The following is a 15,455-nucleotide window of genomic DNA, read 5'->3' on the forward strand; positions in this document are numbered from 1 at the left end:
GCCGATCAAGCCAATATATCAGTGGGTTCGATTTTTCCGTTCACGGTGATCAAACAATCGTCTTTTCGGTCTCCGTTAATGTCGAAACGCAATAACGTGAGGTTGTGGCTTGCAAAGTAATCAATCGTGACTTCGCCGCCTCGTCCGGTGTATTGATTCACCACTTTTAAATCGGAACGGCCACTGGCGGCGCGAAGAGCAGACACACCCAGGCGATCCCTGCCGCTCATAAAGTCCTTTATTTCGGTGTTTTCAATCTGGGCTTCAGGGGCGCTTGCACCAATGACGAAGGTGTTTTGGCCTGGGCCACCCCATAACTTATTGTAACCAGAGTTCGCCGCTACATAGAGCATGTCGTCACCGCCGCCACCCAGCAGTTCATTATTCTTTTCATTACCGATAAGAATGTCGTCGCCCTCGCCACCAATGGCGCGCTCAATGGTTACGCCTTGCGCAATGGAAACATTGCCCACACCGCCGCCCACATTTGAAAAACTACCCGGCGTCAGATTGATGACTTGATCTTCCTTGTATTTCGAAAAATCAAAGGTGTCTTTGCCTCCGCCGTCCCATACACAAAATACTGGAAGTTCAGCGTCAGACGTTAACTTGAACACTTCACGATCAGCGTTCGAATTAAACCCGTACACGGTGTCCGTTGAACGTGTCTCGTGATTCGCGCCGTATTTTTTTTGAAGGAGGGAAATGTCATCCATCATCGGTGTGCTTGAATATTGATTGTCCAGGTGCCCCTTCCCAAATCGGAAGTCTGATCGTCCTTCCGAATAAGGGCTCCTCAGTGTATGAGCAAGTGTGTTTTCCGCGTATTTTTTTTCACGTGTCACGTCATCGGTGGATGGGAGTCCGAGTTTGAATGCCAAGGCCTTGGCGATGATGTGGTTCGCGTAGTTATTTGGCTTTTCAAGGTCGTTTGCGTGGCGCTGCAACAGCGGGACGTCAGAATGCCCATCTGTCGAATTTATGTAGTAAGGATCCTTCCAATCGAAATTCGCGTTATCGATTTTTATCTGCACATGGTTGGATGAGGCCATGGCGGACTCTTTGAATTTTACTTTTGCAGCGTCACTGAAGTGCTCGAAAGTTTCGCGGATTCTGTTTTTTTGCGCATCTGAGAACTCGCCAGGCTCGGTATGGGCTGGTGTGACTGATTGCGACGTATCGCCCAAGGTGTAGGTGACCTGTGTACCCTCCTCAGGGCGCAAAGCGTTTGAATGGCTGCCGGCGCGTTGGGAGGCCTCTACAACATGGTCGAGGGATAAAGAAGGCAGTCCAGACTTCAGGCCTTCGCCACGCTGATTTTTATGGATGATACCGGCAATATTTTGATGTTGTTGGCTGGTAAGCCGACTATGGGCAAGGTTGATGTTCAGGTTATTCATGTTGCTCCTCGGGGACCTTCAGCGATAGACGATTCAACTGACAACTGACAGACGTTTTTCTTGTGGCCGTTGTGCCAAATTCAGTTCCGCAGAATCGCTGGCGAGAGCAGTTTGGGTGTATTTCGCAGATCTGCTTTTCTGGCTTGTCTGCGATGGGCATGGGTAACTACAGGTGTTGTGTGGGCAACAGTGATTGGGCAGTTATGCCTGGGAACGACAGTCTGTTTTCGTCGATGGTTTGTATCTTGCTGATTTAAATGGATAAAAATCCTGGCATGAGCTCTGCATTGCCACTGGGTGAACCCTTTCACCGGTGGCTCAGGAGCCCTGTATGCCTTCCACGCTTTCCCGTTTGATCTGCCTCGGCGCCGCTCTGTTGCTGGGCGGCACAACCCACGCCGCCGACGACGACGATGCCGTGCCGTCCCTGGTCGGCAAACGCATCGCTGTGAGCATGACCGGTACCAGTCATTATTTCGATATCAAGGCGTTCCAGGCCCAGGTCGATGAGATCAAGCGCCTCGGCGGTACACCCATCACCCTTGATGCGGGTCGTAATGACAAGAATTTGGTCACCCAGCTGCAAACCGTGGTCACTCAGAAGCCCGATGCGGTGATCCAGACCCTTGGCACCCTCAGCGTGATCGACCCCTGGCTCAAGCGCATCAGCAAAGCCGGCATTCCGTTGTTCACCATCGATGCACCGTCGCAATACAGTCTCAACAACACCACCTCGGATAACGTCGCCACCGGCAAGGCACTGGCCGATCAGCTGATCAAGGATGCCGGCGGCAAGGGCAAGATCCTGGTGTTCAACGGTTTCTATGGCGTACCGGTGTGTGCGATCCGTTATGACCAGTTGAAGCTGGCGCTCAAGGATTACCCACAGCTGGAAATTATCCAGCCCGAGCTGCGCGACGTGATCCCCAATACCGTGCAGGACGCCTACTCCCAGGTCTCGGCACTGCTCAATAAATACCCGGCGGGCAGCGTCTCGGCAATCTGGTCGGCGTGGGACATTCCGCAATTGGGCGCGAGCAAGGCATTGATCGATGCCAAACGCACCGAAATCAAAACCTATGGCGTCGACGGCACCCCTGAAGTGCTGGCCCTGATCAGTCAGGCGAACTCACCGGTCGGCGCAGTAGTCGCGCAACAACCGGCACTGATCGGCAAGACCGCCGTGCAGAACGTTGCGCGCTACTTGGCTGGGCAACGTGACTTGCCCAGGGAAACCCATGTGGCCACGTTGCTGACCACCGCCGGCAACCTGGCGCAGGTCCAGCAATTGCGGGGTGACTGATGACGGCGTTGCACCTGCAGAACCTGCATAAGCGCTTTGGCGCCACGTTGGCGCTGGATGATGCGAGCCTCAAGGTCGAGCGTGGCACCATCCACGGGTTGGTGGGCGAGAACGGCGCCGGTAAATCGACCTTGATCAAGGTGCTGGCCGGCATCCACAAGGCCGACGCCGGGCAAGTGAGTATCGACGGTCAAGCGTATGGCGCGTTGTCACCGCGCCAGGTCGACGCATTGGGGGTGCAGTTCATCCACCAGGAGCGCCTGTTGCCGGCGAGTTTTACTGTGGGTGAGGCGCTGTTTTTTGGTCATGAATTACGCCGAGGCCCGTTTGTGGACCGGCGTCGGCAGCAGCGCGAGGCGCAGCGTTTGCTGGGGGAGTACTTTGACCTGCAGCTGCCGGCCGGTGCGCTGGTGGGCGAATTGAACAGCGCCGAACGCCAGGTGCTGCAGATCACGCGGGCGTTGATCCGCCAGCCCAAGATCCTGGTATTCGACGAACCCAGCGTGGCGTTGGTCAAGCGTGAGGTCGACCAGTTGCTGCGCATCGTCAAGCGCCTGCGCGACCAGGGCTTGTCGATTTTGTACATCTCCCATTACCTGCAGGAAATCGACAGCCTGTGCGATGAAGTCACCGTGTTGCGCAATGGTCGGGACGTGGCGGTGGTGCAGCCACGGCATACCTCCAGTGCCGACATTGCGCGGCTGATGGTTAATCGCGACGTGCAGGACATGTACCCCAAGGCCAAAGTCGAGCTGGGCGAGCCTTTGCTGCAAGTGCGCGGGTTGAGCCTGGCGCGGGGCTATCGGCAGATCGACCTGCACGTGCGGCGCGGGGAAATCGTCGGTCTCACCGGGTTGGTGGGTTCGGGCGCCAAGGAGTTACTCAAGACACTGTTCGGCGTCGAGCAGGCCGACAGCGGCAGCATTCATCTGAACGGGCGTTTGCTGCGCCTGCATTCGCCGGGCCAGGCGATTGCCGCAGGGGTTGCGCTGGTGCCGGAAGAGCGGCGCAGCCAGGGGATTTCGCCGCTGTTGTCGGTGTTGGAAAACCTCACGCTGGCGAGCCTTGGCAGGTTCACTCGCTGGGGCCTGTTGAGTCGCGCCAGGGAGCAGGCGGAAACTGTGCGGCTGATCGATGAGCTGGCGATCAAGACGCCTGGTTCTCAGGCGGCGGTCAGCCAACTCAGTGGCGGCAACCAGCAGAAAGTCGCCCTGGGCAAGTGGCTCAGTCGCCGTTCAGCTGTGTACCTGCTGGATGAACCCTGCGTGGGGGTGGATGTGGGGGCCAAGGTCGAGATTTATCGGGTGATCGGGCGCCTGGTGGAGCAGGGCGCGGCGGTGTTGGTGCTGTCTTCGGATCTGCCTGAGCTGCTGGGCATCAGCGATCGAATCCTGGTGCTGCATCGCGGTGAGATCGCCGGTGAGTTTCGGGCTGGCGAGGCTGACAGTGATCAGTTGCTGGCGTGTGCCACCGGGGCAGTACCGGTGGCGGCTACGTCGGCGCGGGAGGTTGAACATGCTTGAAGCACTGCTGCGGCGTGGGTCGGTGGGCGTATTTCTGGCGATCCTGCTGGGGTTCGCTGTGGCGGCGCCGAATTTCTTGTCGCTGGGCAACCTGGCCAATGTGTTCAGCCAGTCGGCGATCCTGGGGGTGCTGGCTTTTGGGTTGACCTGCGTGATTATCGGCGGTGGTTCGAATGTCGTCGCCGGTGGGCTCGATCTGTCGTTGGCGGCCAACCTGGGGTTGTGTGCGGCGGTGTTCAGCCGTCTCAACAATGCCGGCCTGGAGCTGTGGGTATCGCTGTTGCTGACCCTGGCATGCGGCCTGGGGGTCGGCCTGCTCAATGGGCTGGCCGTGGTGGTGCTGCGTTTGCCGCCGTTGTTGGCGACCCTGGCGAGCATGAACGTGCTGGCCGGGTTGGAACTGGTGCTGACCGAAAACACAGTGGTCTCCACTGACTCGCCGTTGCTGGACCTGCTCAGCGGCGGCGCGTGGCTGGGCGTGCCGGCCCTGGCATGGGTGCTGCTGGTGATGGCGGGGCTGCTGACCTTGCTGATCCAGCATTCGCCCTACGGGTTGCGCTTGCACGCGGTCGGAGAGTACCCCCAGGCTGCCGAGGCGGCGGGTATTCGCGTGCCCCGCTATGTGTTGTCGAGCTATCTACTGTCGGGTCTGTCTGCCGCAGTGGCCGCGCTGTGTTCGGCGGCTTTTTTCAGCGGCAGCACCACGGGTTCGGGCGATATGCTGTTGTCGGTGGTGGCGATTGCCTTTCTCGGTGTGGTGTTTTCCCGGCGCCTGGTGGCGAGCATTCCGGGCACCTTGCTGGCGGCGCTGTTGATCGGGTTTTTGATCAATGGCTTTCAATTGCTTAACGTCTCGAGCTTTTGGGTCAACGGCGTGCAGGGCGTCTTGATCCTGCTGGTTGTCGCGGCGTCCAGTGCATTGAATCGGGGGGCGACGGCATGAGCGCACGCGCATTATTGCCGCTGACATTGCCACTGGTGTTCACGCTGATCGTCGTGGTGTTTGCGCTGCAGGCGCCGGGCTTTCTCAGTGTCGGCAACCTGCAAAGCCTGGTGCTGAATAATTTCGTGCTGCTGGCGATTGTCGCCATCGGCATGACGTACGCCGTGGCGGCCGGCGGTATTGATCTGTCGGTGGGCACGTCGCTGGATTTCGCCAGTTTCAGCTTTGTGGTGCTGCTCAATGCGGGTCATGGTTGGACGTTCGCTGCGACAGGCGCGCTGATCGCGGCGCTACTGGTGGGCGTGGTGAATGCCGGTCTCATCGCCGGGCTGCGCATCAGTCCGTTCCTTGCCACCCTGGGCACGTTGTTTATCGGCACCAGCGTCCAGCAATTGCTTTCGGACGGCGGCCAGCCGATCTACATCGCCCAAGGCTTGAAGCCCGAGCTGACGGGCCTTACCCCGTTGCTGATGGTCTTGGGGCTGGGGCTGTTGTACGGGCTGGCGCTCGCGCGCGGACGCCTGGGGCGTGAGTTGCTGGCTCAGGGCACCCAGCCGCTGCTGGCGTATTACTCAGGGTTGTCGGTGCGCCGTATCGTCACTGTCGTGGCGTTGGCGACTGCCTTGGCGTGCGGGGTCGCAGGTGTGCTGCTCAGCTCGACGGTCAGCGCCTATGTGCCGTTGTCTGGTAACGCGTTCTTGCTCAACGCGATTGGCGCGGTTTTCATCGGCACTACGTTGAGCCGACAGGGCCGGGCGAATATTCCCGGGACCCTGCTGGGCGTGCTGTTCATCAACGTCATCGCCAACGGGCTACTGCTGATTGGCTGGAATTTCTACTGGCAGCAAGTGGCGACCGGCGTGCTGATCTTTGCAGTGTTGACCTTCAGCTTTGCCAGTCGGCGCCTGCTGGAGCGCTATTAGTCGAGGCTATTGTGCGTTGACCAGTGTCGTACGGGTTTTGTATTTGCCTTGGATGACGTCCTGGGTGGTAAAGAAGTACCCGTACTCCTGCAGGTACATGACGGTGCTGGTGGCCTGGTAGTTATCACCCGTGGCTATGCAGTTGAGCGCCTTCGCATTGCCACTCAGCGCCGAGTTGATGCTGCTGGCCGGCAATTCGCGCGCCACGACGCAGGTCGAATCGCGGGACAGCACGCGATCCTCTTCGGCGGTGTTGCGATTGAGCTCCTTGAGTTTGAACCCCAGCGTTGCGCCGATCGGCATCTGCTTCCAGTCGCCGGTAAAGCTCAGTTGCTCGACATTGCTGGCGGCCGAAACTTTCATCCCGTGCAGTTCGAAATCGCTTTGGAAGGTCAGGCTGAACAATCCTCGGAATGTGGTGATGCGGGTGCTTGAAAATTGGGTGGCCCGGCGGATTTTAAGCGGGCCGTTCCCAGCCGCAGGCTCAATGAATACGTCAGTGCGCAAGCTGGAAGAACCCAAGTCACGCTTTTCCAAAAGGTGGCGCAGAGGCTTGGCTGCCACGGGCATACCCAATGCGGCGATCGCCTCTGTCACCGCTGCCGGGACAGAGGCGGGTGTCAGGGATTGCTGAAGCTTGGTACGCGCAACGGCGACCGGCAACTGCGCGGTTGTCGGTGAGCACGCGGCCTTGAGCAGGGTCTGTGTATCCGCCTCGGCGCCGCTGAAGGGCTGGGCTACGGGGATGGCGACTACGTTGCCGAAGGTCACCGTGTTTTTCGGGGTGAGGCTGAAGGCGGCCAGGGTGCGATAGGTCTGGCGGCTGCAACTGACCTCCCAGTGCATGCGCGTCTGGGCATAGGGCATCTTCTTGAGTTTGTTGATCAGGATGAGCGGCTCATCGTAGGCGCCCCAGAACTCGACTTTGTCGCCCACGGTCTTGAGGCTGGCACGGTCGATCAACAATTGGCGTTGGGTGCCCGTAGTGCTGACGAGGCGCCAGTCCGGGCGCGGCGTGCGGGCGCAGGCGTCGGTAAAGCTGGCGTTCTGTTGCAGCTCGCCAACCACGGCCGGCGTCAGGTTGCGCATGACGGTAATGCGCGTAGGTTGGCCATCGGGCTGCGGGGCACCTGGGGCTTCCATGAACAGCAGGCTCCCGCTGGGGGTGGTGCAGGACGCTTGAATTTGCGCGATATCCGGCACGGCGGCATTGGCGGTCAGCGTGACTTGAACCTGGTAACTGAGGTCGTCGCCATCGCGCATGATCGAGTCGGTCATCAGCGGCTTCTTGAGCATGTCTTTATACGGGGCGTCGCCCTTGATGCCTTGCACGCCGCAACCACTGAGCAAGCCCAGGGCTGCGATAACCGCGATGTGTTTCATGTGCGTTCCTTGCAGACTGGAAGTTTGATCAGGCCTTTGGACCGCCCTCATCAGGTTTTGTGCGAGGCACGCTGATCAGAATGTGTACTGCGCGCCTGCGCCTGCATACCACGAGCGCCCTGGCGCTGCTTCGTAATAGCGGTTGTTGCCGTCGCCGACGATGACCGAGCCGACGTACTGGCGGTCGAGCAGGTTGTCCAGGCGCAAGGTCTGGTGAAAGGTCCAGTGTTCAACGTTCTGCTCGAAGCGCGCACGCCAGTTGAACACGCTGTAGGCGGGTGCGGCGTGTTGGCTGTTGGTGTCCTCGACGTAGACCTTGCTCCGGTAAATCCCTTCGATGGCGGTGCTGATCCAGTCGCGGGGTTTCCAGTTCAGTTCGGCAAACACTGTGGTTTGCGGCACGCCGGGCAGGTAGTTGCCCTTGTCGACGGAGGTTGCGCCGCCGCTGACAAAGTCACTGTCGTAGGTGGCCTGCAGGCGGGTGAAGGCGAGGTTGGAGGTCCAGTGTTCGCTGAGCTGGCTCTCGATGCCCAGTTCGAAGCCGCGGCGCAGGGTGCGGCCGGCGTTTTGATAGCTGGTGCGGCCGCCCAGGGATTGATAAACCACCAATTCATCCTCGGTGGTGATCTGGAAAACCGCGGCGTTGATTCGCGTGTTGTCGAGCTGGGCCTTGAGTCCCACCTCGTACTGGGTGCTCTGCGAGGGTTTCAGGCCAAAGTTGAAGCCCTCGACACTGCCCGGCGCATAGGCCAGTTCGGCCTGGGTCGGTGTTTCGAAGCCTTTGCCGGCGCTGACATAACCATGCAGCTGCGGCGTGAAGGCGTACATCAGGCTCATCGATGGGGTGTTTTTTTGGTAGGTCTTGTTGCCGCTGGAGTCGCCGTTGCTGAGGAATTGATCGTCCACCGCCAATTCCATGGTGCTGTGGCGAATGCCGGCTTGCAAAGTCCAGCGGTCCAAGGCCCAGTTGGCTTGGATGTAAGGGTCGAGGCTGCGCGCGGTGTCAATTTCATCACGACGTAGCTGGCCTTTTACGCCAAGGGTGTTGCCGCTGTAATTCTGGTAGCCGTGGCGACTGTCTTCGCTCTGGTCGAAGTCCAGGCCGGTGATGATCATCAACTCGCCCGGCGCGCTTTCTACGGGCTGCATCCAGCGCACGCTGGCGCCGTAGAACTTGCGGTCGAATTGCACCACGCCGCCGCCGCGTTCGTTAGCGGGGGTGCCTTTGGGTATCGACAAGTACTGGATCACACTCCGGCGCCCTGTATACGCATTCACCTGCAGCGTCGCATCGCCGATGTAGCGCTCGTAATTCATCCCCACTTGCTGATGATCGATGCTCTTGCGCGTGTTGTAGGTCAGCGCATTCGCACTCACCGAGCGTGGGTCGGCCTTGTACGCCGCCCAGGTCTGCCCCAGCGGGTCCTGCGTGCCGTTTTGCTCCAGGCTGCTGTAGATCAGCGCCAGCTTGCTGTCGTCATCCGGCTGGACGTTGAGCTTGGCGAAGGTCTGGTCGCGGCGCGCGCTGCTGTGGTCGCGGTAGCCGTTGGTGTCCATGCGTGAGGCGTCGAGCACGAAGCCTGCGCCCTTCGCTGCGCCCTCGGCGGTCAAGTGGTGCTTGCTCAAACCGTCGTTGCCCACCAGGGTTTCGGCGCCGATGCGCGGCGGGCCTTCGCCCTCGCGGGAGAACATCTGGATTACCCCGCCGGCATTGCTGCCATACAGCGTGGCGGCCGGGCCGCGCAGCACTTCAATGCGCTCGGCGGTGTCGAGGTTGAAGGTGGCCGCCTGGCCTTGGCCGTCCGGGGTGCTGGCGGGAATGCCATCGGCAATCAGCTTGATGCCGCGCACGCCGAAGGCAGAACGGGCGCCAAAGCCACGGGAAGAAATCTGCAGGTCCTGGGCATAGTTCTGGCGGTTCTGCACCACCAGGCCGGGTACACGGGCCAGGGCTTCGGAAGCGTTGATGCCCAATTGACCCTCACTGATCTGCTCGCGGCTGATGCCGTCGACCGAGTAGGGCAGGTCGAAGGTCGGGCTGGCGCTGCGCGAGCCTGTGACCACGCTGGGGTCGAGGACCAGCGGTGCATCATCGGCCAGTGCGGTGCTGCTCAGGCCCAGCAGCAGGGCAAGGCAAGTGGGTGCGGATGTGTTCATCAAGAAGCCGGTTCTGAGGCGCTACGCGAGTGATAGCGTCTACGCAAAAAAACCGAGTTTAACGGCTCATCCCTTCTTTTGCCGAATAAGAACCCTCCTACGCTTTTTTGGGCTGCGGGCGTCTGCCAGCGGTCGCGCTTGGTGGTAGGTTTTCAGTTTTGCGAAGAGATGACGATGAAAGCCAAAAAAATGCTGAGGTGGCTGGCCGTGATGGGAGGTGTTCTGGCTCTGGGCGGCTGCGGTACTGTGACCACCGTCTTGCGTGAGGATAGCGCCACGGTTCACTCACTCAAGGCGAAAAAAACCTATTGCCAGTCTGTTCCGCGTATTTACAGTGGAGTGGCCTATGACCTTTGCGTACTGCATGGGCCGCCGAATTCCGGCAGCGGGGTATCGTTGAACGACGTTCCATGGGCGTTTATCGATGTTCCAATCTCCGGTGTTCTGGATACGCTCGTCTTGCCCTACACGATCTACCAGCAAAGCGTCAACGGCAGCATCGAGCTTCTCTAGTCCCTTGCCGCTAGCAGCTTCCTCCTGCTTTTAAGCTATAATCCCGCCCTTTAGCTGTTTCCTGCCCAGGCGGGAAGCACACTTTTTTCAGGCGCAACCCGCCTGCATGCAGACTAAAAGAGGCTAGACCCCTGTGGCATTGACGATTCTTGGCCTGTCCGGCGCCCTTAGCCATGATCCTTCCGCAGCCTTGTATATCGACGGCAAGCTGATCGCGGCCGCCGAAGAAGAACGCTTCGTACGCGACAAACATGCAAAGAACCGCATGCCCTACGAATCGGCGAAGTTCTGCCTGGAACAGGCCGGCATCAAGCCTTCCGACGTTGACGTGGTCGCGATCCCTTTCGCGCCGATCAGCCTGTTCGGCGAGGCGCGCTGGCACTACGCCAAGCGCTACTGGTACGCCCCGGACCGCGCCCTCGACGCGATCCTGATGGGCAACCGTCGCTACAAACGTTATCGCAACAAGATCGTCTGGTGCCTGGAGCAACTGGGCTTCGATCCGAAGAAAATCAAGATCGAACCGGTTGAACACCACCTGGCCCACGCTTCCAGCGCCTATCACTGCTCCGGGTTCCAGGAGAAAACCGCGATCCTGGGCATCGACGGTAAAGGCGAGTACGCCACCACGTTCTTCGGCTACGGCGAAAACGGCAAGATCCACAAGATCAAGGAATTCTACGATCCGGACTCCCTCGGCGGCCTGTATGGCGCGATCACCGAGTTCCTCGGTTTCGAGATGCTCGACGGTGAGTTCAAGGTCATGGGCATGGCGCCGTACGGCGATGCCAGCAAGTACGATTTCTCGCGCCTGGCCTCTTTCGAGAACGGCGAGTTGGTGATCAACACCGACTACGCCAACGTGATCGGCCTGCGCCGTTATAAAGAGAAGGGCAAGGGTTTCTACTTCTCGCCCAAACTGATCGAGTGGCTGGGGCCCAAGCGCGAAGGCGACATCGCCGACGAGCCATACATCCACTACGCCGCCAGCATGCAGGCGCTGTTCGAAAAGTTGGCCCTGCAGATGATCGACCACTACCTGGGCGACATCCTCAAGGACACCGGCAAGCTGGCCTTCGCCGGCGGTTGCGCGCTGAATGTGAAGCTGAACCAGAAGATCATTGCCCGTGACGACGTCAAGGAGCTGTTCGTGCAGCCGGCGTCCGGCGATGCCGGTACCGCGGTCGGTGCGGCGGCCTACGTGTCTCACGCCCGTGGGGTGCCGGTCGAGAAGATGGAGCACGTCTACCTCGGCCCGTCCTACAGCAACGAAGACGTGATCGCCGCCTGCGCCAGACATGAGAGCAAGCCGAACTGGCGCAAGATCGAAAACATGCCTCAGCGCATCGCCAAGATCATGGTCGACGGCAACCCGGTGGCCTGGTTCCAGGGCCGCATGGAGTTTGGCCCGCGTGCCCTGGGCGGTCGTTCGATCATCGGTTGCCCAAGCGCGACCGGCGTGGCGGACCGCATCAACCACCAGATCAAGTTCCGTGAGCGCTGGAGGCCTTTCTGCCCGTCGATGCTCGACACCGTCGCCCCACAGATGATCAAGGTCGATCACCCGGCGCCGTTCATGACCTTCACCTTTGAAGTGTCCGAAGAGTGGAAGACCCGCGTGCCGGAAGTGGTGCATGAAGACGGCACTTCCCGCGCCCAGGTGCTCAAGCGCGAATACAACCCGCGCTACTACGACATGATGAAAGAACTCGAAGTGCTCACCGGCAACGGCGTGTCCCTGAACACCTCGCTCAACCGCCGTGGCGAAGCGATGATCTGCTCGCCGACCGACGCGTTGAACATGTTCTTCGGTTCCGACCTGCAGTACCTGATCATGGAAGACATCCTGGTCGTCAAAGACGGCGTGGACCCTTATGACGCGCTCGGCTGACCGCCACGTCCTGCAGTTCTGCCACGGCTATGACGGTCCGTTTCTCGATTGTGCGCGGCAGTACGCCAGCCTGTTCGCGGGCTCGGGCTACAAGGTGACCACGGTGTTCCTCACCGGGGTCGCCGACCCTGAGGTGGCGGCCGGTTGCGCCAGTGATGAAGTGTTGTTCATGGAGTACAGCTCGAAGGCCATTCGTGGCCTCAAGCTGGGCGCCATCGCCGAGATGCGCAAGATTGCCGCCTCGCGCCATTTCAGTTTCTGCATCGCGCACCGCGCCAAGCCGATCTACATCGCGCTGCTCGCCACGCGGTTGCAAGTGATTGGGGTGCATCACGCCTTTGGCGACTACCAGCGCCGTGGCCGCCGGCTGTTTGCCTCGATTTTCCACAAGCGCCTGAGCTTGCTGGCGGTTTCCGACGCCGTGCGTGACGACATCCGGCGCTGCCTGCCGAAATGGCCGCAGGCGCGTATCCAGACTTTGTATAACCGCATCGATGTCGAGGCCCTGCAAGCGCTGCAGGTTTCCAGGGATGAAGCGCGCGACGCCCTTGGGTTGTCACCGGATGAATGGGTGGTCGGCAATGTCGGCCGCCTGCACCCGGACAAGGACCAGGCCACGCTGCTCAAGGGCTTTGCCCTGGCATTGAAGCAGTTGCCGACTGAAAGCCGTTTGGCGATCCTCGGCACCGGGCGCCTGGAGCAGGACCTGAAGACACTGGCCCACGAGCTGGGGGTTGCCGACAAGGTGCTGTTCCTTGGCCAGGTGCCGGATGCGCGCCGCTATTTCCGCGCGTTTGATGTGTTTGCATTGAGCTCCGACCACGAGCCCTTCGGCATGGTGCTGCTTGAAGCGATGGCGGCCGGCGTCCCCTTGCTCGCCACCGCCTGTGGCGGCGCGCGCGAAGTGGTCGAAGGCGTGGGCATCCTGTTTCCCTTGGGCGACGCCGAGCACCTGGCCCAAGGGCTGGGACACCTGGCCGCGATGGATCAGCAGCAGCGACGCCAGTGTGCCGAGCTGATGCTGGAGCGCCTGCATGCACGATTCTCGGATCAGGCGGTACGCGCTGCCTTCTGGCAATTGCCGCCTGCCGTTGAACTGACTGCGAGGGCTTGATGCTCAATCGATTCCAAGGCTGGCGCGAGCGCGGCTGGTCCGTCGTCGATGCGCCGGCTTACAGCGAGGCCTGGCAACGTTTTGGCGGCAGCGTCGCGACGCATCCGCAGGTGATCGAGCGCCTGGCCGGCCTGGCGCAGATTCCGGTGCGTTACCTGGCCTGGGAGCAGGCCGGTGAACTCAAGGCGTGCATCGCCACCTGGGGGCGCGACTTGGCGTTGTCCAAGGATGTGCTCAAGCGAAGCGGCAAGAAAGGCCTGTTCGACCTCGGCAACGCCGAGCTGATCCTGCCGGCCGCCGCCGATGCGCAGGCGCCGCTGCGCCAGCGTGCGCGCTACCTGTCGGCGTTGAACGAGGGCCGTTTCAGTGGCCTGAAGCTTCAGGCCGAGCAGTTGGCCATGGCGCGTACCCCCGAAGAACTGTCGAAAAAGTTTCGCTACAACCAGCGCCGCGAACTGCGCTTGCTGGAAGAAGCGGGCGGCCTGGTGCGGCCTGTCAGTGAGTTTTCCAGCGTGGAGTTGGCGTCCATCTACTGCGACCTGTTCCTGCGCCGCTGGGGCTTCACCGCCACGGGCGCCGAGCGCATGGCCGAGGTGATTGAACTGATGCGTGAATGGTTGATCGGATCGGTGATTTTTCTCAACGACGCGCCCATCGCCATTCAATTGGTGTACCGGGTCGAGTCGCCGCAGTGGATCAGCGTGGAGTACGTCAACGGTGGGGTTGACCCCGAAACCCGCGCCTTCAGCCCAGGCAGTGTGTTGAGTTTTATCAACACCCAGAGCGCCTGGGAGCAGGCACGCGAAGCCGGCAAGCCACTGCGTTTCTCCTTTGGCCGCGCCGACCGCGAATACAAGGACCGTTGGTGCAACCCCGTGCAGGTATTCAGCGTATGACCCGCAAGCAGCAATTGCTCAAGCGTCACCGGCGCAACAAGCGCACGGCGTTGATGGTCGGTGTGTTGCTGCTGGTGGTGGTCGGCATCCTGGTCGCCTGGTGGCTGCCGTTGCTGTTGGCAGTGCTGGCCTGGGTCGCCCATGAAGCCTGGTTTGCCGATCACCTGTTCTACGCGCCCAACGAAGATTATCAATACCGTTTTTCGGCAGAGGCCGAGCTGGCAGGTGTGCGCCTTGATGGCGACCGCTTGCTGCTCGATCAGCCGTTGGCGCTGGAGGCAGGCGCGACGCTGGTGCTGGCGATCAAGGTCAAGAGCACCTGGTTGGGGCGTTTTCTCGACCCTTGCGTCGAACTGGCAGACGACCGGCAAACCTTCGAACGCGGGGTCAACGGCGTTCGGTACCTGAACCTCAGCGGTCTGGCGCCGACGTTGGCGGCAGGCGAGTTGCGTCTGCGCGGGCGGCATTGCCGGTTGCTCGGCGCGCCCCGCCTGTGGGCCTGGGCCCATCCGGATTACAGCGCACAACGGGTGATGGTCATCGCCCCGCATGCCGACGACGCCGAATTGGCCGCCTTCGGCCTGTACAGCCAGGCTGAAAAAACCTGGATTGTCACCCTGACGGCGGGGGAAATCGAAGCCGAACATTATGAGCGGATGGGCCTGGATGCGGTCGAGGCCTCGCGCATCAAGGGCCGCCTGCGCGCCTGGGACAGCATCGCCGTGCCGCTTTGGGCCGGTGTGCCGCAGGCTCACTGCGTGCAATTGGGCTACTTCTGCCTGCAATTGCAGGCGATGCAGGCCGCGCCGGACCTGCCGTTCGCCTCCCGTGAAGCAGAGCTGACGGACGTTCGACCCTTCCGCCGGTTCAATCCGTTCCCCTTACCGTCGGACAGCGACGGCCTGCCCACCTGGAACAATGTGCTGGCCGATCTGCGCCACGTGCTGTTGATGGCGCGCCCGGAAGTGATCGTGTTGCCTCATGCAGTGCTGGACCCGCACCCCGATCATGTCTGTGCGCAACAAGCGGTGCTGCAAGCCTTGCAGGGCCTGGAGTGGCAGCCGACCACCGTGTTGGGCTACGCCAATCACCTGCATGACAACGACCGCTGGCCCATGGGCGACGCGGGTGCCGGCATTGCATTGCCGCCTGTGTTCGACGCCACTGAAGAGTTGCTCCCGTGCAGCCTTCCACTGACCTTGGCGCAGCAGCGCGACAAGGCCATGGCGCTGGGCATGATGCATGACCTGCAACCGGCGGCGCCGTTCAAGCGCCGTGTACGGCGTTGGCTGCAGCGAATGTTGGCGGGGCGTGCGCGGTCGCCTTATGGTGAGAACGAGTTTTTCCGCAAGGCCGTACGACGGCATGAGTTGTTCTGGCGTTTGTGAATGCATTGGTTAAAGGGAATG

General features: G+C 60.8%; 12 protein-coding genes. 9 read left to right on the top strand and 3 right to left on the bottom strand.

Going from position 1 to position 15,455, the window contains the following annotated elements:
• Positions 1-5: 5 nt before the first annotated feature.
• Entirely contained in the window at positions 6-1,400 is a 1,395-nt protein-coding gene (locus tag BLL36_RS12850; protein ID WP_076951806.1) for a M10 family metallopeptidase C-terminal domain-containing protein, read from the bottom strand.
• A 331-nt stretch (positions 1,401-1,731) separates the two neighbouring features.
• Between BLL36_RS12850 and BLL36_RS12855 the strand changes: the two genes are divergently transcribed.
• From BLL36_RS12855 to BLL36_RS12870, 4 genes are read left to right on the top strand one after another with little or no spacing between them, the layout of a single operon-like run.
• Positions 1,732-2,703, top strand: coding sequence for a sugar ABC transporter substrate-binding protein (locus BLL36_RS12855; protein WP_076951807.1), 972 nt, complete (start codon positions 1,732-1,734; stop codon positions 2,701-2,703).
• On the top strand, positions 2,703-4,226 hold the full coding sequence (locus BLL36_RS12860; protein ID WP_076951808.1) for a sugar ABC transporter ATP-binding protein: 1,524 nt from the start codon (positions 2,703-2,705) through the stop codon (positions 4,224-4,226). The genes BLL36_RS12855 and BLL36_RS12860 overlap by 1 nt, the downstream gene beginning before the upstream one ends.
• Positions 4,219-5,169, top strand: coding sequence for an ABC transporter permease (locus tag BLL36_RS12865; protein WP_076951809.1), 951 nt, complete (start codon positions 4,219-4,221; stop codon positions 5,167-5,169). The genes BLL36_RS12860 and BLL36_RS12865 overlap by 8 nt, the downstream gene beginning before the upstream one ends.
• Positions 5,166-6,092, top strand: coding sequence for an ABC transporter permease (locus tag BLL36_RS12870; RefSeq protein WP_076951810.1), 927 nt, complete (start codon positions 5,166-5,168; stop codon positions 6,090-6,092). The genes BLL36_RS12865 and BLL36_RS12870 overlap by 4 nt, the downstream gene beginning before the upstream one ends.
• Positions 6,093-6,098: 6 nt before the next feature.
• On the opposite strand, the gene BLL36_RS12875 is transcribed toward BLL36_RS12870, so the two are convergent.
• Together BLL36_RS12875 and BLL36_RS12880 are read right to left on the bottom strand one after the other, a co-directional pair.
• Positions 6,099-7,475, bottom strand: coding sequence for a hypothetical protein (locus tag BLL36_RS12875; protein ID WP_076951811.1), 1,377 nt, complete (start codon positions 7,473-7,475; stop codon positions 6,099-6,101).
• Positions 7,476-7,550: 75 nt separating this feature from the next.
• Complete coding sequence (locus tag BLL36_RS12880; RefSeq protein ID WP_076951812.1) at positions 7,551-9,632, bottom strand: TonB-dependent receptor family protein; 2,082 nt, start codon at positions 9,630-9,632, stop codon at positions 7,551-7,553.
• Between the two features lie 174 nt (positions 9,633-9,806).
• On the opposite strand from BLL36_RS12880, the gene BLL36_RS12885 reads away from it, so the two are divergent.
• The 5 genes from BLL36_RS12885 (at position 9,807) to BLL36_RS12905 (ending at position 15,434) form a co-directional block, all read left to right on the top strand.
• Positions 9,807-10,145 carry a YceK/YidQ family lipoprotein gene (locus BLL36_RS12885; RefSeq protein WP_083735284.1) on the top strand — a complete coding sequence of 113 codons (339 nt, stop codon included), beginning with the start codon at positions 9,807-9,809 and terminating at the stop codon, positions 10,143-10,145.
• Positions 10,146-10,278: 133 nt separating this feature from the next.
• Positions 10,279-12,036 carry a carbamoyltransferase family protein gene (locus BLL36_RS12890; protein WP_076951814.1) on the top strand — a complete coding sequence of 586 codons (1,758 nt, stop codon included), beginning with the start codon at positions 10,279-10,281 and terminating at the stop codon, positions 12,034-12,036.
• Positions 12,020-13,150, top strand: coding sequence for a glycosyltransferase (locus BLL36_RS12895; protein ID WP_076951815.1), 1,131 nt, complete (start codon positions 12,020-12,022; stop codon positions 13,148-13,150). The genes BLL36_RS12890 and BLL36_RS12895 overlap by 17 nt, the downstream gene beginning before the upstream one ends.
• Positions 13,150-14,046, top strand: coding sequence for an antimicrobial resistance protein Mig-14 (locus BLL36_RS12900; RefSeq protein ID WP_076951816.1), 897 nt, complete (start codon positions 13,150-13,152; stop codon positions 14,044-14,046). Before BLL36_RS12895 ends, BLL36_RS12900 begins: the two co-directional genes overlap by 1 nt.
• Positions 14,043-15,434 carry a PIG-L deacetylase family protein gene (locus tag BLL36_RS12905; RefSeq protein WP_076951817.1) on the top strand — a complete coding sequence of 464 codons (1,392 nt, stop codon included), beginning with the start codon at positions 14,043-14,045 and terminating at the stop codon, positions 15,432-15,434. The genes BLL36_RS12900 and BLL36_RS12905 overlap by 4 nt, the downstream gene beginning before the upstream one ends.
• Positions 15,435-15,455: the final 21 nt, after the last annotated feature.

This window comes from Pseudomonas cedrina subsp. cedrina (assembly GCF_001983175.1).
Classification (GTDB): domain Bacteria; phylum Pseudomonadota; class Gammaproteobacteria; order Pseudomonadales; family Pseudomonadaceae; genus Aquipseudomonas; species Aquipseudomonas cedrina.

What these genes read in the sequence shown, in the direction of transcription:
- BLL36_RS12885 (WP_083735284.1), top strand. Translation starts at nt 9,807, where the DNA reads ATGAAAGCCAAAAAAATGCTGAGGTGGCTGGCCGTGATGGGAGGTGTT.
- BLL36_RS12875 (WP_076951811.1), bottom strand. Translation starts at nt 7,475, where the DNA reads ATGAAACACATCGCGGTTATCGCAGCCCTGGGCTTGCTCAGTGGTTGC.
- BLL36_RS12865 (WP_076951809.1), top strand. Translation starts at nt 4,219, where the DNA reads ATGCTTGAAGCACTGCTGCGGCGTGGGTCGGTGGGCGTATTTCTGGCG.
- BLL36_RS12905 (WP_076951817.1), top strand. Translation starts at nt 14,043, where the DNA reads ATGACCCGCAAGCAGCAATTGCTCAAGCGTCACCGGCGCAACAAGCGC.
- BLL36_RS12850 (WP_076951806.1), bottom strand. Translation starts at nt 1,400, where the DNA reads ATGAATAACCTGAACATCAACCTTGCCCATAGTCGGCTTACCAGCCAA.
- BLL36_RS12895 (WP_076951815.1), top strand. Translation starts at nt 12,020, where the DNA reads ATGACGCGCTCGGCTGACCGCCACGTCCTGCAGTTCTGCCACGGCTAT.
- BLL36_RS12900 (WP_076951816.1), top strand. Translation starts at nt 13,150, where the DNA reads ATGCTCAATCGATTCCAAGGCTGGCGCGAGCGCGGCTGGTCCGTCGTC.
- BLL36_RS12870 (WP_076951810.1), top strand. Translation starts at nt 5,166, where the DNA reads ATGAGCGCACGCGCATTATTGCCGCTGACATTGCCACTGGTGTTCACG.
- BLL36_RS12855 (WP_076951807.1), top strand. Translation starts at nt 1,732, where the DNA reads ATGCCTTCCACGCTTTCCCGTTTGATCTGCCTCGGCGCCGCTCTGTTG.
- BLL36_RS12880 (WP_076951812.1), bottom strand. Translation starts at nt 9,632, where the DNA reads ATGAACACATCCGCACCCACTTGCCTTGCCCTGCTGCTGGGCCTGAGC.
- BLL36_RS12860 (WP_076951808.1), top strand. Translation starts at nt 2,703, where the DNA reads ATGACGGCGTTGCACCTGCAGAACCTGCATAAGCGCTTTGGCGCCACG.